An 18,269-nucleotide genomic window follows, 5' to 3' on the forward strand; every position below is an offset into this window, starting at 1 on the left:
CCCTCGGAAATCAGGCCAGTTGGTCGCCGATCGGCAAGCTGCGGATCCGCTTGCCGGTCGCGGCGAAGATGGCGTTGCACAGCGCCGCCGGCGCCGGCGGATAGGCCGGCTCGCCAAGGCCCGTCGGGTTGTTGTCCGACAGCTTGTAGCGCACCTCGACGGGCGGCGCGTCCGCCATGCGCAGCAGCGGGAAGTCGCCGAAATTGCTGTTCACGGCCGCGCCGTTCTCGAAGGTGATGCTTTGGTAGAGCGTGCTGCCTATGGCGTCGAGGATCGAGCCCTGCATCTGCTGATCAGCGCCGCTGGGGTTGACGATCTGGCGACCGACATCGGCGGCGGCCCAGACCTTGTCGACCTTCACCGCGCCGTCCTTGACCGTCACCTGCATGACCACCGCCACATAGCCCAGGTGGCTGTAGTGGCAGGCCACGCCCAGGCCCGTGCCCTTGGGAACCTTACGCCCCCAGCCCGACATCTCGGCCGCTAGGTCGAGCACGCCACGCATGCGACCGGTGTGGAAGCTGTCGCCCTTGCCCGGCTCGCCCAGAAGGCGCGGCTCGCCCAGCAGCTCGCGACGGAAGGCGACAGGGTCCTTGCCGGCCGCCAGGGCCAGCTCGTCGGTGAAGCTCTGGATCACGAAGCCAAAGGCGTTGTTGCCCGGCGCACGCAGGAAGCCGGTCGGGAAGCCCAGCGGCATCACCGACACGTCATGGCGGTAATTGGCCACGGCGCGGCACGGGAACTGGGTCGCGTTCATCGCCGCAGCGGTGTTGAAGGTCTCGCCTTCGCCGAAGGTGATGAAGTGGTTCTTCCAAGCTGTCAGCCCGCCCTTGGCGTCCAGGCCGGCGGTCAGGTTGTGCCAGCCGCCCGGACGATAGAAGTCGTGCTGCATGTCGTCCTCGCGGGTCCAGATCAGCTGGACCGGCGCATTGACCTTGGCGGCGATGGCGGCGGCTTCGACCATGTAGTCGTTCATCAGTCGGCGACCAAAGCCGCCGCCGCCGCGGATCAAGTGGATGGTGATCGCCGAAGGGTCGATATTCAGCGACCGGGCGACCAGGGCGCGGCCGGACTCAGGGTTCTGGGTCGGGGCCCAGATCTCCACCTTGCCGTCCTTGACGTGCGCGGTGCAGTTCTGCGGCTCCAGCGCCGCATGGGCGATGAAAGGATAGCTGTAGGCGGCGCTGACGGTCTTGGCCGCGCCCTTCAGCGCCGCCTCGACATCGCCGTCGTTGTGCAGGTTGCGATGCGGCGGCGCGGCGGCCAGTTCGGCGGCCTTGGCCGCGAAGCCGGCGGTGCTCTGGCGGGCCGTCGGATGCTCGGCCCACTGGATCTGCAACGCCTCGCGGCCCTTGCGCGCCGCCCACCAGCTGTCGGCGACCACGGCTACGCCGGGCAGAAGCCCTTGCAGGTTGGTCCCGCCCTCGATGATGAAGGCGTCGCGAACGCCCTTCACCGCCTTCGCCGGCGCCAGATCAACGGACGCGACCTTGGCCCCATAGACCGGCGCCTTGGCGAAGGCGGCGAACAGCATCCCCGGCAGGCGCACGTCGATGCCGTAGGTCGGCTGGCCGGTGACGATCGCGTCGAGGTTCTGGCTCTTGTGGCTCTTGCCGATGATGCGGAAGGCCTTGGGGTCCTTCAGCGTCAGCGACTTGGGGTCCGGCGGCGTCAGCGCGGCGGCGGCCTGGGCCAGCTCGCCATAGGACGCGCGGCGCTTGCCGGCGGCGTCAACGACAAAGCCCGCCTCGGTCTTGAGACTGTCGGCCGGGACGTTCCAGCGGGCGGCGGCTGCGGCGATCAGCAAGGCCCGAACCGTCGCGCCGACCCGGCGCAGACCGTCGTATTCCAGCGTCGTGGCCATGCTGCCGCCGGCCACCTGGCGTCCGTAGACCTTGGTGTCGGCGATGGCCTGCTCGACGGTGACCGCCGACCAGTCGACGTCCAGTTCCTCGGCGATCAGCATCGGCAGGGCTGTCTTGATCCCCTGCCCCACCTCGGGAACCTTGGACGCGATGGTCACCTTGCCGTCGGACGCGATGCGCACATAGGCGTTGACCTTGGTGTCGCCCGCCGCCTGGCTTTCCGACGACATGGTGAAGCTGAGCAGCAGGCCGCCGCCGACAGCGGCGCCGGACTGCAGGACGAAGCGACGGGTCGGGTCGCGCAGGATCTCGCCGTCCATGATCAAGCCTTCTCCAGACCGGCGGCGACCTTGATCGCCTTTTTGATACGGATGTAGGTGGCGCAGCGGCACAGATTGCCGTTCATCGCCGCGTCGATCTCCTCGTCGGTCGGCTTGGGCGTGGTGGCCAGCAGCGCCGTGGCCGACATGATCTGGCCGGCCTGGCAGTAGCCGCACTGGGGCGTGTCGACCGCCTTCCAGGCCGCCTGCACCTTGGCGCCGACTGCCGTCTTGCCCACGCCCTCGATGGTGGTCACCTTTTGCTCGCCGACCCCGCTGATCGGCGTGACACAAGCGCGCACCGGAATACCGTCCAGATGCACGGTGCAGGCGCCGCAAAGCGCCGCGCCGCAGCCGTACTTGGCGCCGACCAGGCCCAGCGTATCGCGCAGAACCCACAACAGCGGGGTGTCGCCGTCGACATCCGCGATGCGGCTTTCTCCGTTGACGGTCAGATTGAACGCCATGGTCGAACGCTCCTCATCAGGGCGGCGCGGACGAGCGCGCGCGATGTTTCTCTTGGACAGACATGGAATTTGGCGCGTCGGCGCGCGTTTTGAAAGCCCCGACCACCCAAGCCTGGAAGCGCAATCATCGAAATCATCCGCCCAAGGACATTTATCAAGACAAGATTGAGCGCGTGGCTTAAGGGGCCTGCCCGCGGCTGCGCCGGATCGGCGGATTCGAAGGCGAGGCCGTGCGGAAGAGACTTGGCGCATCGTGCGCGCCAGGACTACGCCCATCTCCGGACATTGGTCGCGAGCGTAATGGTCTCGACGACTCGGCCGATGATGGGCGGTATGGACGCCTCGGGCGGGTCGCGCCGGTGCGTGCGATGGCCGCTTGGGTTTCTCTGGAGTTCTGAATGACGTGAGCCGGTCGGACGACGAGATGGAAGGACGCAAAAGCGGCAAACGCCGCCAAGTCGCCGCCCTGCCCTGGCGCGGCGAAGGCGACGCCCTGCGCATCCTCCTGGTCTCGTCGCGCGAGACGCGGCGCTGGGTCATCCCCAAAGGCTGGCCGATGAAGGGGCGCACCGATCCACAGGCCGCCGCCCAGGAGGCCTATGAGGAGGCCGGTCTGAAGGGAGCCATCGCGCCGCGTCCTTTCGGCGAGTACCCGTACCTGAAGCGGCTGAAGAACGGTCAGGCGCGGATGGTCAAGGTCGATGTCTATCCTCTCGAGGTCAAAGAGACCCTGGCGGCATGGCCTGAGCAAGGCCAGCGAACCCTCGAGTGGATGACTCCGGTCGAAGCCGCGCTCGCCGTTCAGGAACCGGAGCTGCGCGACCTCATCGCCCGCTTCGCCGGCGTCGATCTGGCCAGCGACCACGACATGCCCGCCAAGGCCCCGACGCCCGTACGCGTGGCGTTCCAGCGCCTGCGTCGCCGCGTGACGGCGCTCTGGGGCCGCTACCGCCGCTAACGCCACCTTCCCTATAAGCCTGTGGACAAACCTCGACGCCGAGCATAATGTTCTTGCTATGTTCTCGCGCGGAGAGGTTCCATGCAGCTGTCCCTAGCCCTGGCCCGGTCACCGCTGGAAAGCGTGCGGGACGCTCTCCTGTGCGAGTTTGGGCCTCAGCGCCCGGTGGCGCGCATGGACCCCATCTCGCAGCTGGTGAAGTCGTCGATCAGCGGCCGAACGCCCGATGCGGTGTCGTGGGCGGCGTTCCTGCGCCTGCGGGCCGAGTTCAAGAGCTGGGAGGATCTGGCGGAGGCCAAGCCCGCGCGCGTGGCCATGGCCATCCAGGACGTCACCTTTCCGGAGGACAAGGCCCGCCGCCTGACCACCGCCCTGCGCATGATCCAGGAGAAGGTCGGCTGGCTGTCGCTGAGCCACCTCAAGACGCTTGAGGTCGACCAGGCCCGCTGGGAACTGCAGGCCCTGCCCGGCGTGGGCGTGAAGGTGGCCGCCTGCGTGCTGAACTTCAGCGACCTGGCCATGCGGGCCCTGGTGGTCGACACCCACGTCGACCGCGTCGCCCGGCGCATCGGCCTGGTGGGCTCGGGCGACACGACCAACACCTATCACACGCTAATGGCCATGGCGCCGGCGAGCTGGACGGCGGACGATCTCTTCGAGTTGCATTGGCTGATGAAGCGCGGCTTGGGGCAGATGCTCTGCCCGCACGAGGGACCGAAGTGCGGGGCGTGTCCGGTGAAGGCGATGTGCGCCAAGGTCGACGTGGGTCACAGCGCAGAGGTGCTGGCCTGGCGACCGAGGACAGCGGGGCAAGGATGAAGCCTCCCCGTCCCTCACTCCGCTGACTGGAAAGCGTCATCGCTGTTCCGACCGTCCCGGCGAGACGTTGGGAGGGGCGGAATTGCATAGGAGCATTGATGTTGAAGCGCCCGGGTCGGGCATAGGGCACATTTCGTCCTTCTAGACGGTGGACCAACTCTCGCCCCTGACCTGAACCCGCCTATACATCCATAGAATTCACGGCGAACATCGGCCAACCTCAAGTGGATCGATCGATGCGCCTCTTTCTCGCCAGCGTTCTCGCCGGACTCGCACTGCCCGCCCTTGCTCTCGCCCAGGTCGTTTTGCCATCGACCTCTGTCGGGGAAGCGGCGAAAGCTTATCTTGAGGCGCTAAACTCGCGCGACCAGGCCAAGGCTGCAGCGTTCATCAAAGACCGTTTTCCAGCATCTCCGCTCGACGCGGACGGTTTCGTGGGCTTCGGGCGCCAAGTCGGCGGCTTCGACCTCGTGAAGATAGAGGCGGCCACACCAACTACGCTTACGGCGCTCGTACGCGAGCGCCATAGCGAAGGCTTCGCCCGGCTTCAGATCGAGACCGATCCGGCCGCGCCCACACAGATCAAGATGCTGGGCGCGCGCCCTGTCCAGCGTCCATCCGACATCGCAGCCGTCCCCCGGCTCGACGACGCCGCGCTCACCAAGGCCGTCGCCGGAAAATTGGCCATGATGGGCGAGAACTATTCTGGCGTCGTGCTGATCGCCCGCAAGGGCAAGCCGTTCATCGCTTTCGCCCAGGGCTTGGCCGACCGCGACCGAAAAACCCCAATCACCCAGGCGACTAAGTTTCGCGTTGGCTCGATGAACAAGATGCACACCTCAGTCGCCGTCCTGCAATTGGCCCAGGCTGGCAAGATCGACCTTCAGGCGCCGCTGATCACCTATCTGAAGGACTATCCCAACGCCGCCTGGGCCAAGAAAGTCACTGTGCGCCAACTGCTGACCCACACCGGCGGCGCCGGCGATTTCTTCGGTCCGGACTACGAGAAGAACCGCGATAACCTGCGGACGCTGCAGGATTACGTTGTCCTCTACGGTGCCCGCGAACCAAATTTCGAGCCTGGCGCAAGGCACGAGTACGCCAACTATGGCTTCATCCTGCTGGGTCGGGTCGTCGAGATGGTCTCAGGCCAGAGCTACTATGACTACGTCAGTGACCATGTCTTCAAACCAGCCGGCATCTCGGGCAGCGGCTTCGCGCCGGAGACAACGCCAGTGCCTGATCGAGCCGTAGCCTATGAACTGGTGGGCGGAATCTGGAAGCCAGCCGGGAGCTTGCCCTGGCGCGGCACCTCGGCCGGCGGCGGCTATTCGACGGCGGAGGATTTCCTGAAGTTCGCCATGGCGCTCTTCGATGGCCGGCTTCTGGACGAGACCCATCTCAAGATGATGACCGCTGTCCAGGCCGAAGACGGCCGGGGTGGAAAGTACGGCTATGGCCTGTACATCCTGCCATCCGACATACCTACTCTCGGACACGGCGGCGGTGCGCCAGGCATGAACGGCGACCTGCGAATCCTGAACGGCGGCGAAGGCGTCGTTGTGACGCTCAGCAACACGGCGCCGCCGTTTCTGGCGGGTTCGATCGCTCAGTTCGCAGCGGATCGATTTTCGCTGCAGTAGGTGGATTGCCCCTACCCCGCCGCTAGCTGCGTGAACGTCTTTGTTCCGATCGGGTAGCGCGCGTAGTCGCGGTAGTCGAAGTGCCACCATTCATCAGGCAGGACCATGAAGCCGTCCGCCTCCATGGCCTCGCGCAACACGCCGCGCAGGGCCCGCTGCCTGGTCGTCCCGCCAACGAAGTCGGCATAGGCGCGGGTCGAGAACTCGTCATAGCGGCTGGGCATCTCGACCGGCTGGCCGGTCTTGAGGTCGTACAGGGTCAGGTCCACCGCACAGCCCCGGTTGTGGCGCGAGCCCTGGGCGGGATCGGCGACGAAGATGCGCGCCTCGGGCGGCGTGGCCTCCCAGAACATCCAGGTCACGGACCAGGGGCGATAGGCGTCGTGGATGAGCAGGCCATAGCCCTTCGCCGACAGAGCGCGATGGATACGCCCCAGGGCCTCGGCCGCCGGGCGCTGCAGATAGGCCGCCGACTTCTCGTAGAGCGGAATGCCCATGAAGTTGTTCGCGCCCGCATAACGGATGTCGAGCTTGATCCCCGGCGTGATCGTCGTGACATCGACGAGGTCGGAGGCAAGCTTGTCGCCCGTCTCGGTGGGCGGGGTGGCCGCCAGCGCACGCTGGCGCAGCAGGGCGGGATCGGCCCGGACGGCCTTGCGGATCGCCGCCTCGACCTCGGCGCCGAAATCGTGGAAGGCCAGAACCTTGCCGTTGAGACGCACCGCGCCCGCTTCCAGGATCAGTTCGCCGCCACCGGCGATCGCGTAGCGGCCACCGCCCAGAGCGTTCAACCGCGCGGCCTTGAAGCCTTCGCCGTCGATGTACAGCGCGCCGTCCCTCTCGAAGACGGTGAAGGGCGCGGCCTTGTCGCCGTACTGCCCGATCGCGGCCTGTTCGGCGCGGCTCTGAGCGAAGGCGGCGGGCGCGGCCAGCCCCGCAGCGGTGAGCGCCAGGAAGGATCGTCGCGCAAGATCACGCATAGGGCGTCTCCCCGACCTAAATTCAAGGCGCACCATAACCTCAGGTGTCATCCCGGCCGAACCCCGGCGAAAGCCGGGGGTAGAGCCGGGACCCAGGGGCAGCGCGCACAGAGCTCTGTCACCCCCTGGGTCCCGGATAGCCTCTGCGAGGCTTCCGGGATGACACAAGGAAGAAGACTACTTCATCGTCGGGATGACGAAGCTCGAATCCGCCACCTCGCCCTCGGGCCACCGGGCGGTGACCGTCTTGACCTTGGTGTAGAACTTCACGCCCTCGACGCCGTGCTGGTTGGTGTCGCCGAACGCGCTGCGCTTCCAGCCGCCGAAGGTGTGATAGGCCACCGGCACAGGGATCGGCACATTGATGCCGACCATGCCGACATTGACGTTCGCGGCGAACTCGCGCGCGGCGCGGCCGTTGCGGGTGAAGATGGCGACGCCATTGCCGTACTGGTGCTCGGACGGCAGGGCCATAGCCTCTTCCAGGGTCTCGGCGCGGACGATCTGCAGCACCGGGCCGAAGATCTCCTCGTGATAGGTCTTCATGCCCTTCTTGACGCCGTCGAACAGAGACGGGCCGATGAAGAAGCCCTTCTCGAAGCCCTGCAGCTGGAAGCCGCGGCCGTCGACCACCAGCTCGGCGCCCTCTTCCTGACCGATGCGGATGTAGTCGGCGATCTTGTCGCGGTGCTGGGCGCTGACCACCGGGCCGTAGTGGGCGTCGGGATCGGTGGAGACGCCGACCTTCAAGGACGCGATCTCGGCGACCATGCGCTCGCGCAGCTCATCGGCGGTCTTCTGACCAACGGGGACCACCACCGGCAGGGCCATGCAGCGCTCGCCGGCCGAGCCGAAGGCCGCGCCCGACAGGTCCTTGACCACCTGGTCCATGTCGGCGTCGGGCAGGACGATGCCGTGGTTCTTGGCGCCGCCCATGGCCTGGACGCGTTTCCCGTGCGCCGTGCCGGTCTGGTAGACATAGTGGGCGATGTCCGAGCTGCCGACGAAGCTGACCGCGCGGATCAGCGGATGGGTCAGGATGGCGTCGACGGCGCTCTTGTCGCCATGCACGACGTTCAGCACCCCGGCGGGCGCGCCGGCTTCCATCATCAGCTCGGCCAGCTTGACCGGCACCGTCGGGTCCTTCTCCGAAGGCTTGAGGATGAAGGTGTTGCCGACGGCGATGCTGATGCCGAACATCCACATCGGGATCATGGCCGGGAAGTTGAACGGGGTGATACCCGCGCAGACGCCCAGCGGCTGGCGCATCGAATAGACGTCGATGCCGGGGCCCGCGCCCTCGGTGTATTCGCCCTTCAGGATGTGGGGGATGCCGCAGGCGAACTCGATGACTTCGAGGCCGCGCTGGATGTCGCCCTTGCTGTCGTCGATGACCTTGCCGTGCTCGGACGACAGGATCTCGGCCAGGGTGTTCATGTCGCGCTCGATCAGGCGCTTGAACTCGAACATCACGCGGGCGCGGCGCTGCGGATTGGTCTGGGCCCAGCCCACCTGCGCCTTGGCGGCGACCTGGACGGCGGCGTCGAGCTCGGCGTCAGTCGCGAACTGAACGCGGGCCTGGACCTCGCCGGTGTTGGGATTGAAGACGTCGCCGAAGCGGCCGGAGGCGCCGACCAGGGTCTGGCCGTTCACGAAATGGGCGATGTCTCGCATAATGCGCTCCCTAACGCTGTTTTGCGCGTCAATAGCACCCCAGGTTCACGCCGTATCGCGCGAAATTCTGCCAAGCTACTCCGCGTCGACGTGCACGCGGCGGAACCGCCCTTGCAGATACACGAGCGGCTCGTGGTCGGGGTCATACCGAAGCTTGACCACCCGGCCGACATAGACCCGGTGATCGCCGGCGTCGAAGGCGTGATGGGTCTCGCATTCAAAATTGGCCATGCATTCGGGCAGGATCGGAACGCCGGTGCGCCAGGTCTCGGTCTCGAGGCCCGCGAAGCGATCCGTTTCCTTCTGCACGAACTGGCGGGCCAGTTGCTGGTGCTCAGCGTGCAGCACGTTGACGGCGAACTTCTGCGCCGCGTCCAGCGCCGGCAGGCTGGAAGACTTGAGGTCAACACAGATCAGCGCCAGCGGCGGATCCAGCGAGACCGAGGTGAACGAGTTCGCGGTCAGGCCCACCCGGCGGCCGTCAGGGGCCAGCGTGGTGACGACGGTGACCCCCGTCGTGAAACATCCAAACGCATTGCGCAGGGCCCGGGCGTCGTGCTCGGCGCCCTCCCCCAGTTCGATCGTAACCGCTTTACTCATCGGCTAAGCAGTGGGGCAAAGCGGCGCGACGGGCAAGCCTTAGGGTCGTGGCGGCTCGATCAAGACGCCCGGCTGGCTGGCATCCAGGCCAAAGGTGACCGGCAGATGCCGCACATGCGGCGTCTGCAGGCCCAGGGCCTTGGCGCCGCGCGCCACCGCCAGCTTGCCCAGCGCCGTCGGACCAAAGCCCTCCTGGACGCGTGGCTTGGCGCCGAGACGCCGCCGCAAGACACCGTTGGCGTAGATCACATTGGCCCGCATCAGGGCCGGCGGGGTCATGAATTCGATCGAGATCGAGACGTTCAGCATCGGGCCGTTCTCGATCCGGTGCGGGGCGTTCTGGCGCCAGGTGACCATCTTGCCCGGCGTCAGATCGACCTCCTGGGCGCCCTTGTCCCATTCGGGATCGAAAGCGAACTGCTCGGCCGTCTCGCGCAGCACGATCTTCTCCAGCGCCAGATCACCCACATAGGGATCGGCCACCGGATAGACCCACACCTTCTTCTGGCCCCGGATTTGCCACAGCGACACCAGCGGCACGTCCAGATGATAGAACACCTGCGCATTGGCGCTGGAGATCAACATGCCAAGGTCGCGCTTGAAGGTGCGCAGGCCAGGCACGTGCGCTTCCTTGTCGGCGAAGATCTCGTCGGCCAGGGCCGCGTACTCGGGCACATGATCGTTGGTCTGGCGCAGGTTCAGCCAGATGCGGCCGGTCTTGGCCGCTTCAAGCAGCTGGTCGCCGGTCAGGTTGCCGGCCGAGCCCTTGCGCCAGGTCGTCCAGGCCTTGGGATCCTCGCCCATGGTGAAGACGCCCAGCTTGTCGCGGGGATAGAGGTCGAGCAGACGCGCCAGGCCTTCATCATCGAACATCGGACGCTCGTGCAGAGCGTGCTGGAACGTCAGGTTCTCGCGACCGAAGGCCTTGGCCTTCTCCGGCGTCCAGTCGGTGATCACGCTCACGCGGTCCTCCCGTAGAATTGGATCTTGAAGGGTCCCCACCAGAAGGTCTTGCCCAGACCCCGGGCGGCGCGGTCCAGCCACTCGGCGCGGTCCTTGGCGCGGACGGCCCATTTCACTGCGGCGACGAGACCGAAGACTGCGGCCTGGCCCAGACCGATGACCATCCAGCGGGTGACGCCCAGATTATCGCGCGGCACGGCGGCGGCGCAGTGGGCCGAGGGGCCCTGGCCGTAGGCGAAGGCCCGCTGGATCGTGTAGCCGAGGTTCAGCCGCGACGGGACCGGATCTTCCCAGACCCAGGCGGCCGGCTCCCAGGCGAAGCGCTTGCCCGCTGCGCCCATGTGGCCGAACAGGAGGTCGTCCTCGCCGCCGATGAAGTTGCGCTCGACCGCGAAGGGGGCGACCGGATCGGGCAGCGCCGAGCGCCGGATCAGGCTGTCGCCGCAGCCATAATGATAGTCGATGACGCCCGCCTCGGCAGGGCCGATGCGCGAGAAGAAGCGCTCCAGATAGTCCCGGTGCTGGTCGATATGGGCCGGCGCGCGGGCCTTGACCGGCCCGAACACGACGTCGGCGTCGTAGCGTTCCTGGGCGGCCAGCAGCGCCGCCAGCCAACCACTGGGCGCTTCCTCATCATCGTCCAGAAAGGCGATGAAGTCACCGGACGCGCGCGCCATGCCGGCGTTGCGCGCGAAGGCGACGCCGGGCCGCTTCTCGTTGACATAGATCACCGGGCACGGCGCGCCCTTGCTCAGCGCATCCACCACCGCCTTGGCCGAAGGAACCTGGTCGTTGTCGACGATCACCAGCTCAAGCTCGGCGAAATCGACGCCGACCTGGCCAAACACCGAGCGCGCCGCGACGGCCAGGCCGTCGGGGCGTCTCTGGGTCGGGATCATGACCGTGACGCGCGCCATCAGGCCTCCGTGTGCTCTCCGCGCCCGCGCTGCGCCCGCGCCGCCACGGCTTCGACAAAGCCGCGGACGCGCCCCGTCATGGTCAGCTCGGTGCTGGCGATGGCGTCCATGCGACGACGCAGTTGACCGACAGGGCCCGCGCCGTGCGCGCCCGCCAGATTCCAGACACTCTCCATGGAATGCGCGACGCGACCGGCCACATTGGCGGCGGTCGCCGCGCCCTCGCCGATCTGAACGGTGCGCAGGCCATAGGCCCGCTTGTAGTGATCATGGCCGGGACCAAGATCATAGCGCGTCAGGCCCATTCCCGGCATGGCCGCGATGGCCCGCAGGAAGAAGATCTGCCCCGGAGACCAGGCGGCCATCTCCGGGTTCGTCGAGGCGATCCAGGGGTGATAGGTCGCGCCTTGTCGGATGCCAAAGTGCCCGCCCACCAGGGTATCGCCGGCATAGAGGTTGATCATCAACCCCTGCATCGCGCCGCTCCGCGTCGTGAACAGGTCCGCCAACAGCTCGCGCGTCCAGTCGGCGCGCAGGAAATCATGGGCGCCCGTTCGGGCAAGCTGTTCGCGCTTCCAGTCGATCAGCAGATTGAAAGCGTCTCGCGAGAAGTCGCTCGCCACCAGACGCACCGCACCGATCTCCCGGTCCAGCTTGTTGTCGAGGCGGCGATAGTTCTTGATCTTCTTCGGGCTCTCGGCCCGAACGGCCTCCAGATAGGCCTCGACGGTCGTCCCGGTCAGGTCGATCAGATAGGCCGTGCGATCGGTCTCGGGCGAGGTCGGAAACACGGCGTGGGGATCGATCAGACCCGAATAGCGGAACACGCTGACCTCGGCGGCGCGCAGGACGTCGCTGATCCGCAGTCCCGCATCGGGACGCGAGACAAGGCCATGATAGTCGGAGAGCGGCGCGCCGATCGGACGCGCCCGCCCCCCCGGCCGCCGGTGGAACGGCAGGAAGCCCACGGTTTCGCCGCCGCGACGGATCACCGCGACACGCGCGTCTTCGCGAACCTTTCCAACGGCTTGTGCGAACTCAGGCCCCAGAAGCGGATTGCCAAAGCCCTCCGCCGAAGCGGCAAGGCTGCGCCACAGCGCCGCGTCGGCGGGGCTCAGAAAGCTCGGATGGATGGTCTCGACGTCCAGCATGTCCACCTGTCCTACTCCGACGCGGGTTAGGGAAAGATGGATCGCCGGCTGCAATCGACAGGCCATTCCTGGGCCCATCAACGCAAAATGGGTATCAGCCGAAGGTCGCCTTCAGAATCTTCTCCAGCCACGCCTGGTCGATCTCGTCAAAGGCCGCAGGCTTGTCGGAGTCGACGTCAAACACCGCGATCAGCTGGCCATCCGGGTCGAACACCGGGACAACGATCTCGCTCTGAGAACGACCATCGCAGGCGATGTGTCCGGGAAAGGCATGCACGTCCGGCACCAGTTGGGTCTGGCCTGTCGCCGCCGCCGCGCCGCAAACACCGCGACCAAAGGCGATCCGCAGGCAGCCCAGTGTGCCCTGATACGGCCCGACCACCAGCTCGCGCTCTTTGGTGGGATCGACCACGTAAAAGCCTGCCCAGAAATAGCTGTCGAAGCTGTTGGCCAGCATCGAGGCCACGGTGGCCATGCGAGCGGTCAGGTTCGGCTCGCCATCCAGAACGGACGCGATCTCGTCGGCCACCTCGGCGTAGCGGGTGGCCTTATCGGCGGAGAGGGTGATGTCGTTGAACGCTTCGGCCATGGCGCGGATATAGCGTGGCCTTCGCGATATGTCAGAGGGCGGCGCAGAATTCCTCAGGGCGTAGCGCCTGACCCCAAGCCCCGGTCCACGTCCCTGTGGATCGTCGAAGAGGCGCCCTTCCGCCCGCGCCGCGAATCCCGCGACGGTGACCAACGCAAGGTGACCCGGACGACCGCCGGGCGCGTAGAGGGGATTGAGCATGGCCGACGGATCAAGCGCTTTTGGCGAACCGGACGTGCGCTTCGTGAGCCTCTATCACCACGATGGCCGGTTCGTGCGGCGGGAAGGCGCCTTTGCTTTCTGCCGCCGCGACGCGGACGGTGGACGCACGGTTCTGCACCTTGAATCGGCCGCCGACATCAGCCGTGTGGCGACCCCAGGTCACGCCCATTGGGACTGGGCCGTCGCCAATGGCATGAATGAGCTCCTGGTCAGCGTTCGCGAAGCCGAGAAGGCCCAGAACGGTATCGCTCTGTCAGAGCTCCGTTTCGCCCTGCGCACGGCTGAGAGCGGTCAGGCCTAGAACTCTTCCCATTCCCCGGGACGGGAGCTGGGGGCGACCTTCAGGGCGTTGGCGCCCTGCACGTAGCGCTGCCGGAAGCTCTCGCGCGTCGGAGCGGTGGCCGGACGCGACGTGGAGATGGCTGGACGTTCGGAGCGCGTCTGCAGCTCGTGGACTTCCGCGCCGACCTGGAAGCGAGCGATCAGACGTTCCAGCTGAGCAGCCTCGTTCGACAGCGCATGGCTGGCGGCCGTAGATTGCTCGACCATGGCGGCGTTCTGCTGGGTGACCTGGTCCATCTGGTTCACCGCCTGGTTCACCTCGGCCAGACCAACGGCCTGCTCCTTGGACGAAGCGGCGATCTCGCCGACCAGTTCATTGATCTCGGCCACCTGAACCAGGATTTCGCGCAAGGTCTCGCCGGTCTCGCCGACCAGCTTGACGCCCTTGCCGACCTGCTGGGTCGAGGCGCTGATCAGGCCCTTGATCTCCTTGGCGGCGTCCGCCGAGCGCTGCGCCAGGGCGCGCACTTCCTGGGCGACCACCGCGAAACCACGACCAGCCTCGCCCGCGCGCGCCGCCTCGACGCCGGCGTTCAGGGCCAGAAGGTTGGTCTGGAAGGCGATCTCGTCGATGACCCCGATGATCTGGGTGATCGACTGCGAAGACCGCTCGATACCGCCCATCGCCTCGACCGCCTCCTCGACCACCGCGCCGCTGCGCTCGGCGGCGGCCTTGGCGGTCATGGTCACCTGACGGGCCCGCTCGGCGCCTTCCGAACTGCGGCGCACCGTGGCGGTGATCTGGTCCAGGGCTGCGGCGGTCTGCTCAAGGCCAGCGGCCTGTCGCTCGGTCCGCTGGGCCAGATCGTCTGCGGCGATGCTGATCTCGGCGCAACCGCTCTTGATGCTGCGCGCGGCGGTAAGGATGCCCGCCATGGTGGCCTGCAGGCTCTCGACCGCGGCGTTGAAGTCACGCGGCATCTTGACCGCGTCGCCTTGAAACTCCTCCTCGCGCATGCGCCAGATCAGGTCGCCATCGGCCAGGCGCTCCATGCCTTCGCCGAGCTTGGCGACAGATCGGGCCTGCGCCTGGGCGAAGGCTTCCGCTTCCTCGGCGTGCCTTTGTCGTTCGATCTCGGCGGCGGCCCGCTCGGCCTCCTGCTCGGCGCGCCGGCGCTGGCCGTCGGCCAGATCGTGGCGGAAACCATCGAGCGCGCGCGCGATCGCGCCGATCTCATCGCCGCCATCCACGCCCGGCACAGCGTCGTCATAGCGTCCGGCGCTGAGCTTATCGACCGAGCGTGTCAGACCGGTCAGCGGGGTCTTCACGAGGGTTGCGCTGGCCAGGAACAAGGCCGCCAGAACCGCAAGGGTGATCAGCACGCCACCGGCGAATAGGATCTTGGCCAAGCGATCGGCGGGACCGGTGATCGCCGCCGCCGGAACATCCATGACCAGCGCCCAGCGGGCGTTCAGTTCGGGAATGGCGATCGGCCGGACAATACGGATCATCGGCGTGTCGCCATCGGCGACGCCCTTGACCTCGACAGCGGCGCCGCCGGCCAAGACGCCCCGCACGGCGTCGGCGCCGGTGTCTGCGTAAGGCTTCATCCGTTGTTCGGGATCAGGGTGCGCCACCCACTGCCCCGCCGACGACAGCAGCATCACCCGTCCGCCGTCGAGGGGATGCATCTGCCCCAGCGCCGTCGACAGATTGTCCAGCGACATGTCCAGGCCGGCCACGCCGATCATGCGCCCGCCCGACTTGACCGGATAGGCCACCGAGGTCATCGCCACCTGCTTGCCGGCGATGCTGTCGAAATAGGGCTCGGTCAGGCGCGGCTCACCGCTCTTGGCCGTGTCGTTGTAATAGTCTTCGGCGAAATCCGAGCCGTCGGATTGCAGCTCCAGTGTGGGCTGGCCCGCGTCGTTGACCCAGTAGACCGAGAAGCGACCATCCTTGTTGGACGCGGTCGCCGCGTCGCCGATGTGATCGGCGTCCTTGCCGTCCAGCCCATTGGGCTCGGCCATCAGCCAGGCGCCCATGACGCTCTTGGTGGCCATGGCGTTCGGCTTGACCAGCGCCATGAACTTGTCGCGTTCGGTCAACCCCGCCTCATGCGCCGCGGATATCGACCCCTGCATGGCCTTGGCGGCCGCCGCGGCTGCGTTGATGTCGGCCGTCACCTGCTCAATCGCCTCGTCCGCCACCGCCCCGGCGTACTGATTGGTGAGCTGTGAAACGATCGCGCTGGTGTGAGACGACACCGCCACAGCCGCGGCGACAAGCAGGAGTCCGATCGCAAGACCCGCCACGAGGACCAGTTTCCAGGCGATGGTCAGTCGACGGAACGCTTTCATAACAAAGGCCTCCGGCCATGAACTAGGCGATTACGCTCAAGTTCACGGCCCAATGCCTAAAGGCCCGTTAACCACGTCTCGAGAATGCGCGACCGCGACATTGTCGCGCACTTTTTGGCCCCTCTAGCGCGCGTACCGCGCCTTTACGGGCGCATAGTTGTCCCAGACCTGCCCGTCGCTGACCGATCGCAGCAGCTTGACGTACTCCGCGTGGCTCCAGGCCAGGGGCGTGGCCGAATCGGTCCCCTCGCCCCGGACATAGCCATGAGCGCTGTCGGCCCCGACGCCGTCCCAGACCTGCTCGGGGATCATTAGTCCCTCGTTGGCGAACAACTCCATCGCCTTGACGTAGGTATCGCGGATCTTCTGCACGGCGGTGGGATCGGGCTTGCCCGAGAGGCCCGCCAAGGCCAGCTCGTAGTGCCCACGCTCGCCGGTGAAGATCGGCCACACCCGGCCCCTTTGGCCGGGACGCATCTGGTTGTCGGCGCCGTAGTTCGCGCCGGTCTTGGTGTCCTCGCCGTAGCCGTCGACGCCGTAGCGGCGCCAGCCGGGGAAGCTGCCCTCCACGCCAGGGAACGTGAAGCTGTAGCGAACGCGGTAGAGGTCTTCGAGGGCCTCGTCATCAATCTCCGGCAGGCTGGCCAGGATCGCCGGATCATCGGCGCGGCGAACGCCATAGCGCACCAGTTCCAGGAAGCCCGCGTCCAGCATCTTATCCTCGGCCACCGGGGCCTGTCCGTTGCGCGCCTCCACAGGGCTCTTGTTGTTCGGGTCCTGGTCGCTGTTCAGGCGCAGATAATAGTGGCCGTCGCCGAAGGTCCCCTTCGTCGTGACCATCCGGGCCTCGAGCCGGCCGGCGTAGTCGTCGGCGGTCTGGCGATAGAGCGTGGCCGAGCCGGCGTCGCCGGCGGCCTCGGCGATGTCGCCCGCGACCACCAGGCCCGCAATGACGGCGGCGGTCGTCGAGGGCGAGTGGCCGCCCTGCTCCTCCCAGCGCTCCTGCTGGGTGAACGGCGGGGTGATGGTCGCGGTGTTCCAATCCAGATTGACCGTGCCGCCCTTCACCAGGAAGTCGGCCGCCGGCTTCAGCATCTTGCCGTAGAACGCCTTCAGCTCGGCGTCCGGCAGCCAGCCCCACGTCCACAGCTTCCAGCCCAGCATGATCGGCATGGCCGTCTGGTCGAGCTGGACCCCGACCCACTCGGGCGTGCCGTCGACGTGCGACTTCTGCAGGAACCAGCCGCCGTCGCCCTTGTTGCCCGGCGTCTTGGGCCCGACCTGGACCGTGGGCAGATAGTGGAAGGCCGCCAGCGGCGTCTCCTTGTCGCCCAGGGCCGCCAAGGCCATGGCGCACTGATAGAAGTCGCGCGGCCAGACGGCCTTGTAACCTGTCGAGGACTTGGTCGCGTCGACCGTGTCGCCCCAGGGGTTGGACAGCGAGGCGATCAGCGCGCCGGCGTAGGTGCGGTCTTCCTGCACCTTGAGCATCAGGGCGCTGGCCTGGAGAAGCTTGCCGCCGTCCTCGGACGCTTCGCGCAGACGCGGCAACTCATTCAGCGAGGCCAGATAGTCCTCCCAGCCCACATGCGCGCCCTCGCCGTTGTAGCGGGCCAGGACCTCGGCGTAGCCCGTCTTCAGCGTCGCGGCGGCGGTCTGGTCGGCGGCCTTGGCGTCTGCGCCGAAGCCGATCACCACATCAAAGGTCTCGGACTTGGCGACCTTGGGCAGCTCTCCGGCCAGCACGATCGCGCCCTTGGCCGAAGTCGTGGTCGCCTTCAAAGCCGCCAGAGCATCGCCATCCTTCAGAACGCTGGCCGAGGCTTTCGCAAAGGGCTTGCTGGCCTTCAGGCTGAGGAACGCCTTGCCCTCGTGGGCGGTGAGCGCCGAGGCCGAGGCCGCGCCCACATCGCCACCGCCGGTGTTGGCCATGTGCGGCTCCAGCAGCAGGGTCGGCGTGACCGCGCCCTTCAGGGCCGTCACCGTCACGCGCACGAACAGCGCATTGCGGTCGGGATCGGTGAAGATGCGCTTTTCGATGACAAACCGGCCTTGGCGATCGGTCGTGGTGATCTTGTAGGCCGGAGACAGCGGCCGGCCGGCGGCGTCCACATGCAGATACTCGGTCTTGGAGGTCGTATCCGCCCCCTCAATGGCCAGGCCGCTCGCCGTCTCGACGGCGACGCGCATCTGCTTGATCTGCGCCTCATGGATCAGGCCGTACATCGTCTCGGTGAGGACGCCGTCGGCGATCGAGAACCAGACCTTCGACACCGCCCCGGTCTTGCCGCCGGCCTTGTAGGCGCCGTCGACATAGGCCTCATAGGAGGCGCCGACACCGGTCTTGGCCGAATAGGCCCAGGTCGTAGGCGCGGCCTGGGCGGCGGTGGCGATCAGGGTCGCGGCCGAGGCCAGGGCGAAGGTTTTCAACGTGCGCATGGCGAGGACCTCGTCAGGC

The 18,269-nt window shown here is 66.9% G+C and carries 15 protein-coding genes; 4 read left to right on the plus strand and 11 right to left on the minus strand.

Annotation, left to right across the window (positions count from 1 at the left end; translation table 11 throughout):
• Positions 1-10: 10 nt before the first annotated feature.
• Both CVUC_RS05675 and CVUC_RS20795 read right to left on the minus strand, forming a co-directional pair.
• Complete coding sequence (locus CVUC_RS05675) at positions 11-2,185, minus strand: xanthine dehydrogenase family protein molybdopterin-binding subunit (protein ID WP_096033671.1); 2,175 nt, start codon at positions 2,183-2,185, stop codon at positions 11-13.
• A gap of 2 nt (positions 2,186-2,187) precedes the next feature.
• Complete coding sequence (locus tag CVUC_RS20795) at positions 2,188-3,153, minus strand: (2Fe-2S)-binding protein (RefSeq protein ID WP_423748627.1); 966 nt, start codon at positions 3,151-3,153, stop codon at positions 2,188-2,190.
• Between CVUC_RS20795 and CVUC_RS05685 the strand changes: the two genes are divergently transcribed.
• The 3 genes from CVUC_RS05685 (at position 3,047) to CVUC_RS05695 (ending at position 6,072) form a co-directional block, all read left to right on the plus strand.
• Positions 3,047-3,610, plus strand: a complete 564-nt coding sequence (locus CVUC_RS05685) for an NUDIX hydrolase (RefSeq protein ID WP_164468278.1) — start codon at positions 3,047-3,049, stop codon at positions 3,608-3,610. The two genes, CVUC_RS20795 and CVUC_RS05685, sit on opposite strands and share 107 nt — an antisense overlap.
• Before the next feature lie 81 nt (positions 3,611-3,691).
• Positions 3,692-4,429, plus strand: coding sequence for an endonuclease III domain-containing protein (locus tag CVUC_RS05690; RefSeq protein ID WP_096033674.1), 738 nt, complete (start codon positions 3,692-3,694; stop codon positions 4,427-4,429).
• A 236-nt stretch (positions 4,430-4,665) separates the two neighbouring features.
• Complete coding sequence (locus CVUC_RS05695; protein WP_096033675.1) at positions 4,666-6,072, plus strand: serine hydrolase domain-containing protein; 1,407 nt, start codon at positions 4,666-4,668, stop codon at positions 6,070-6,072.
• Between the two features lie 11 nt (positions 6,073-6,083).
• Here the strand turns inward: CVUC_RS05695 and CVUC_RS05700 are convergent, their stop codons facing one another.
• The 7 genes from CVUC_RS05700 to CVUC_RS05730 all read right to left on the minus strand — a co-directional run bounded on the left by CVUC_RS05700 (position 6,084) and on the right by CVUC_RS05730 (position 12,946).
• On the minus strand, positions 6,084-7,052 hold the full coding sequence (locus tag CVUC_RS05700; protein WP_096033676.1) for a M15 family metallopeptidase: 969 nt from the start codon (positions 7,050-7,052) through the stop codon (positions 6,084-6,086).
• 177 nt (positions 7,053-7,229) lie between these two features.
• Positions 7,230-8,726, minus strand: coding sequence for a CoA-acylating methylmalonate-semialdehyde dehydrogenase (locus CVUC_RS05705; RefSeq protein ID WP_096033677.1), 1,497 nt, complete (start codon positions 8,724-8,726; stop codon positions 7,230-7,232).
• A gap of 75 nt (positions 8,727-8,801) precedes the next feature.
• Positions 8,802-9,326 (minus strand): flavin reductase family protein, encoded by a 525-nt coding sequence (locus tag CVUC_RS05710; protein ID WP_010920136.1) that lies wholly within the window; start codon positions 9,324-9,326, stop codon positions 8,802-8,804.
• A gap of 39 nt (positions 9,327-9,365) precedes the next feature.
• The gene (locus CVUC_RS05715) at positions 9,366-10,400 is read right to left on the minus strand and encodes a hypothetical protein (protein WP_124743071.1); all 1,035 of its coding nucleotides are present in this window, start codon (positions 10,398-10,400) and stop codon (positions 9,366-9,368) included.
• Complete coding sequence (locus tag CVUC_RS05720) at positions 10,286-11,206, minus strand: glycosyltransferase family 2 protein (RefSeq protein ID WP_096033679.1); 921 nt, start codon at positions 11,204-11,206, stop codon at positions 10,286-10,288. The genes CVUC_RS05715 and CVUC_RS05720 overlap by 115 nt, the downstream gene beginning before the upstream one ends.
• Entirely contained in the window at positions 11,206-12,357 is a 1,152-nt protein-coding gene (locus CVUC_RS05725; protein WP_096033680.1) for a GNAT family N-acetyltransferase, read from the minus strand. The genes CVUC_RS05720 and CVUC_RS05725 overlap by 1 nt, the downstream gene beginning before the upstream one ends.
• Positions 12,358-12,451: 94 nt before the next feature.
• Complete coding sequence (locus CVUC_RS05730) at positions 12,452-12,946, minus strand: GAF domain-containing protein (RefSeq protein ID WP_096033681.1); 495 nt, start codon at positions 12,944-12,946, stop codon at positions 12,452-12,454.
• 193 nt (positions 12,947-13,139) lie between these two features.
• On the opposite strand from CVUC_RS05730, the gene CVUC_RS05735 reads away from it, so the two are divergent.
• Positions 13,140-13,469, plus strand: coding sequence for a hypothetical protein (locus CVUC_RS05735; protein WP_010920141.1), 330 nt, complete (start codon positions 13,140-13,142; stop codon positions 13,467-13,469).
• On the opposite strand, the gene CVUC_RS05740 is transcribed toward CVUC_RS05735, so the two are convergent.
• Together CVUC_RS05740 and CVUC_RS05745 are read right to left on the minus strand one after the other, a co-directional pair.
• Entirely contained in the window at positions 13,466-15,811 is a 2,346-nt protein-coding gene (locus CVUC_RS05740) for a methyl-accepting chemotaxis protein (protein ID WP_096033682.1), read from the minus strand. The genes CVUC_RS05735 and CVUC_RS05740 overlap by 4 nt on opposite strands.
• Positions 15,812-15,934: 123 nt before the next feature.
• Complete coding sequence (locus tag CVUC_RS05745; protein ID WP_096033683.1) at positions 15,935-18,250, minus strand: glucan 1,4-alpha-glucosidase; 2,316 nt, start codon at positions 18,248-18,250, stop codon at positions 15,935-15,937.
• Positions 18,251-18,269 lie beyond the last annotated feature (19 nt).

Source organism: Caulobacter vibrioides (assembly GCF_002858865.1).
Lineage (GTDB): Bacteria > Pseudomonadota > Alphaproteobacteria > Caulobacterales > Caulobacteraceae > Caulobacter > Caulobacter vibrioides.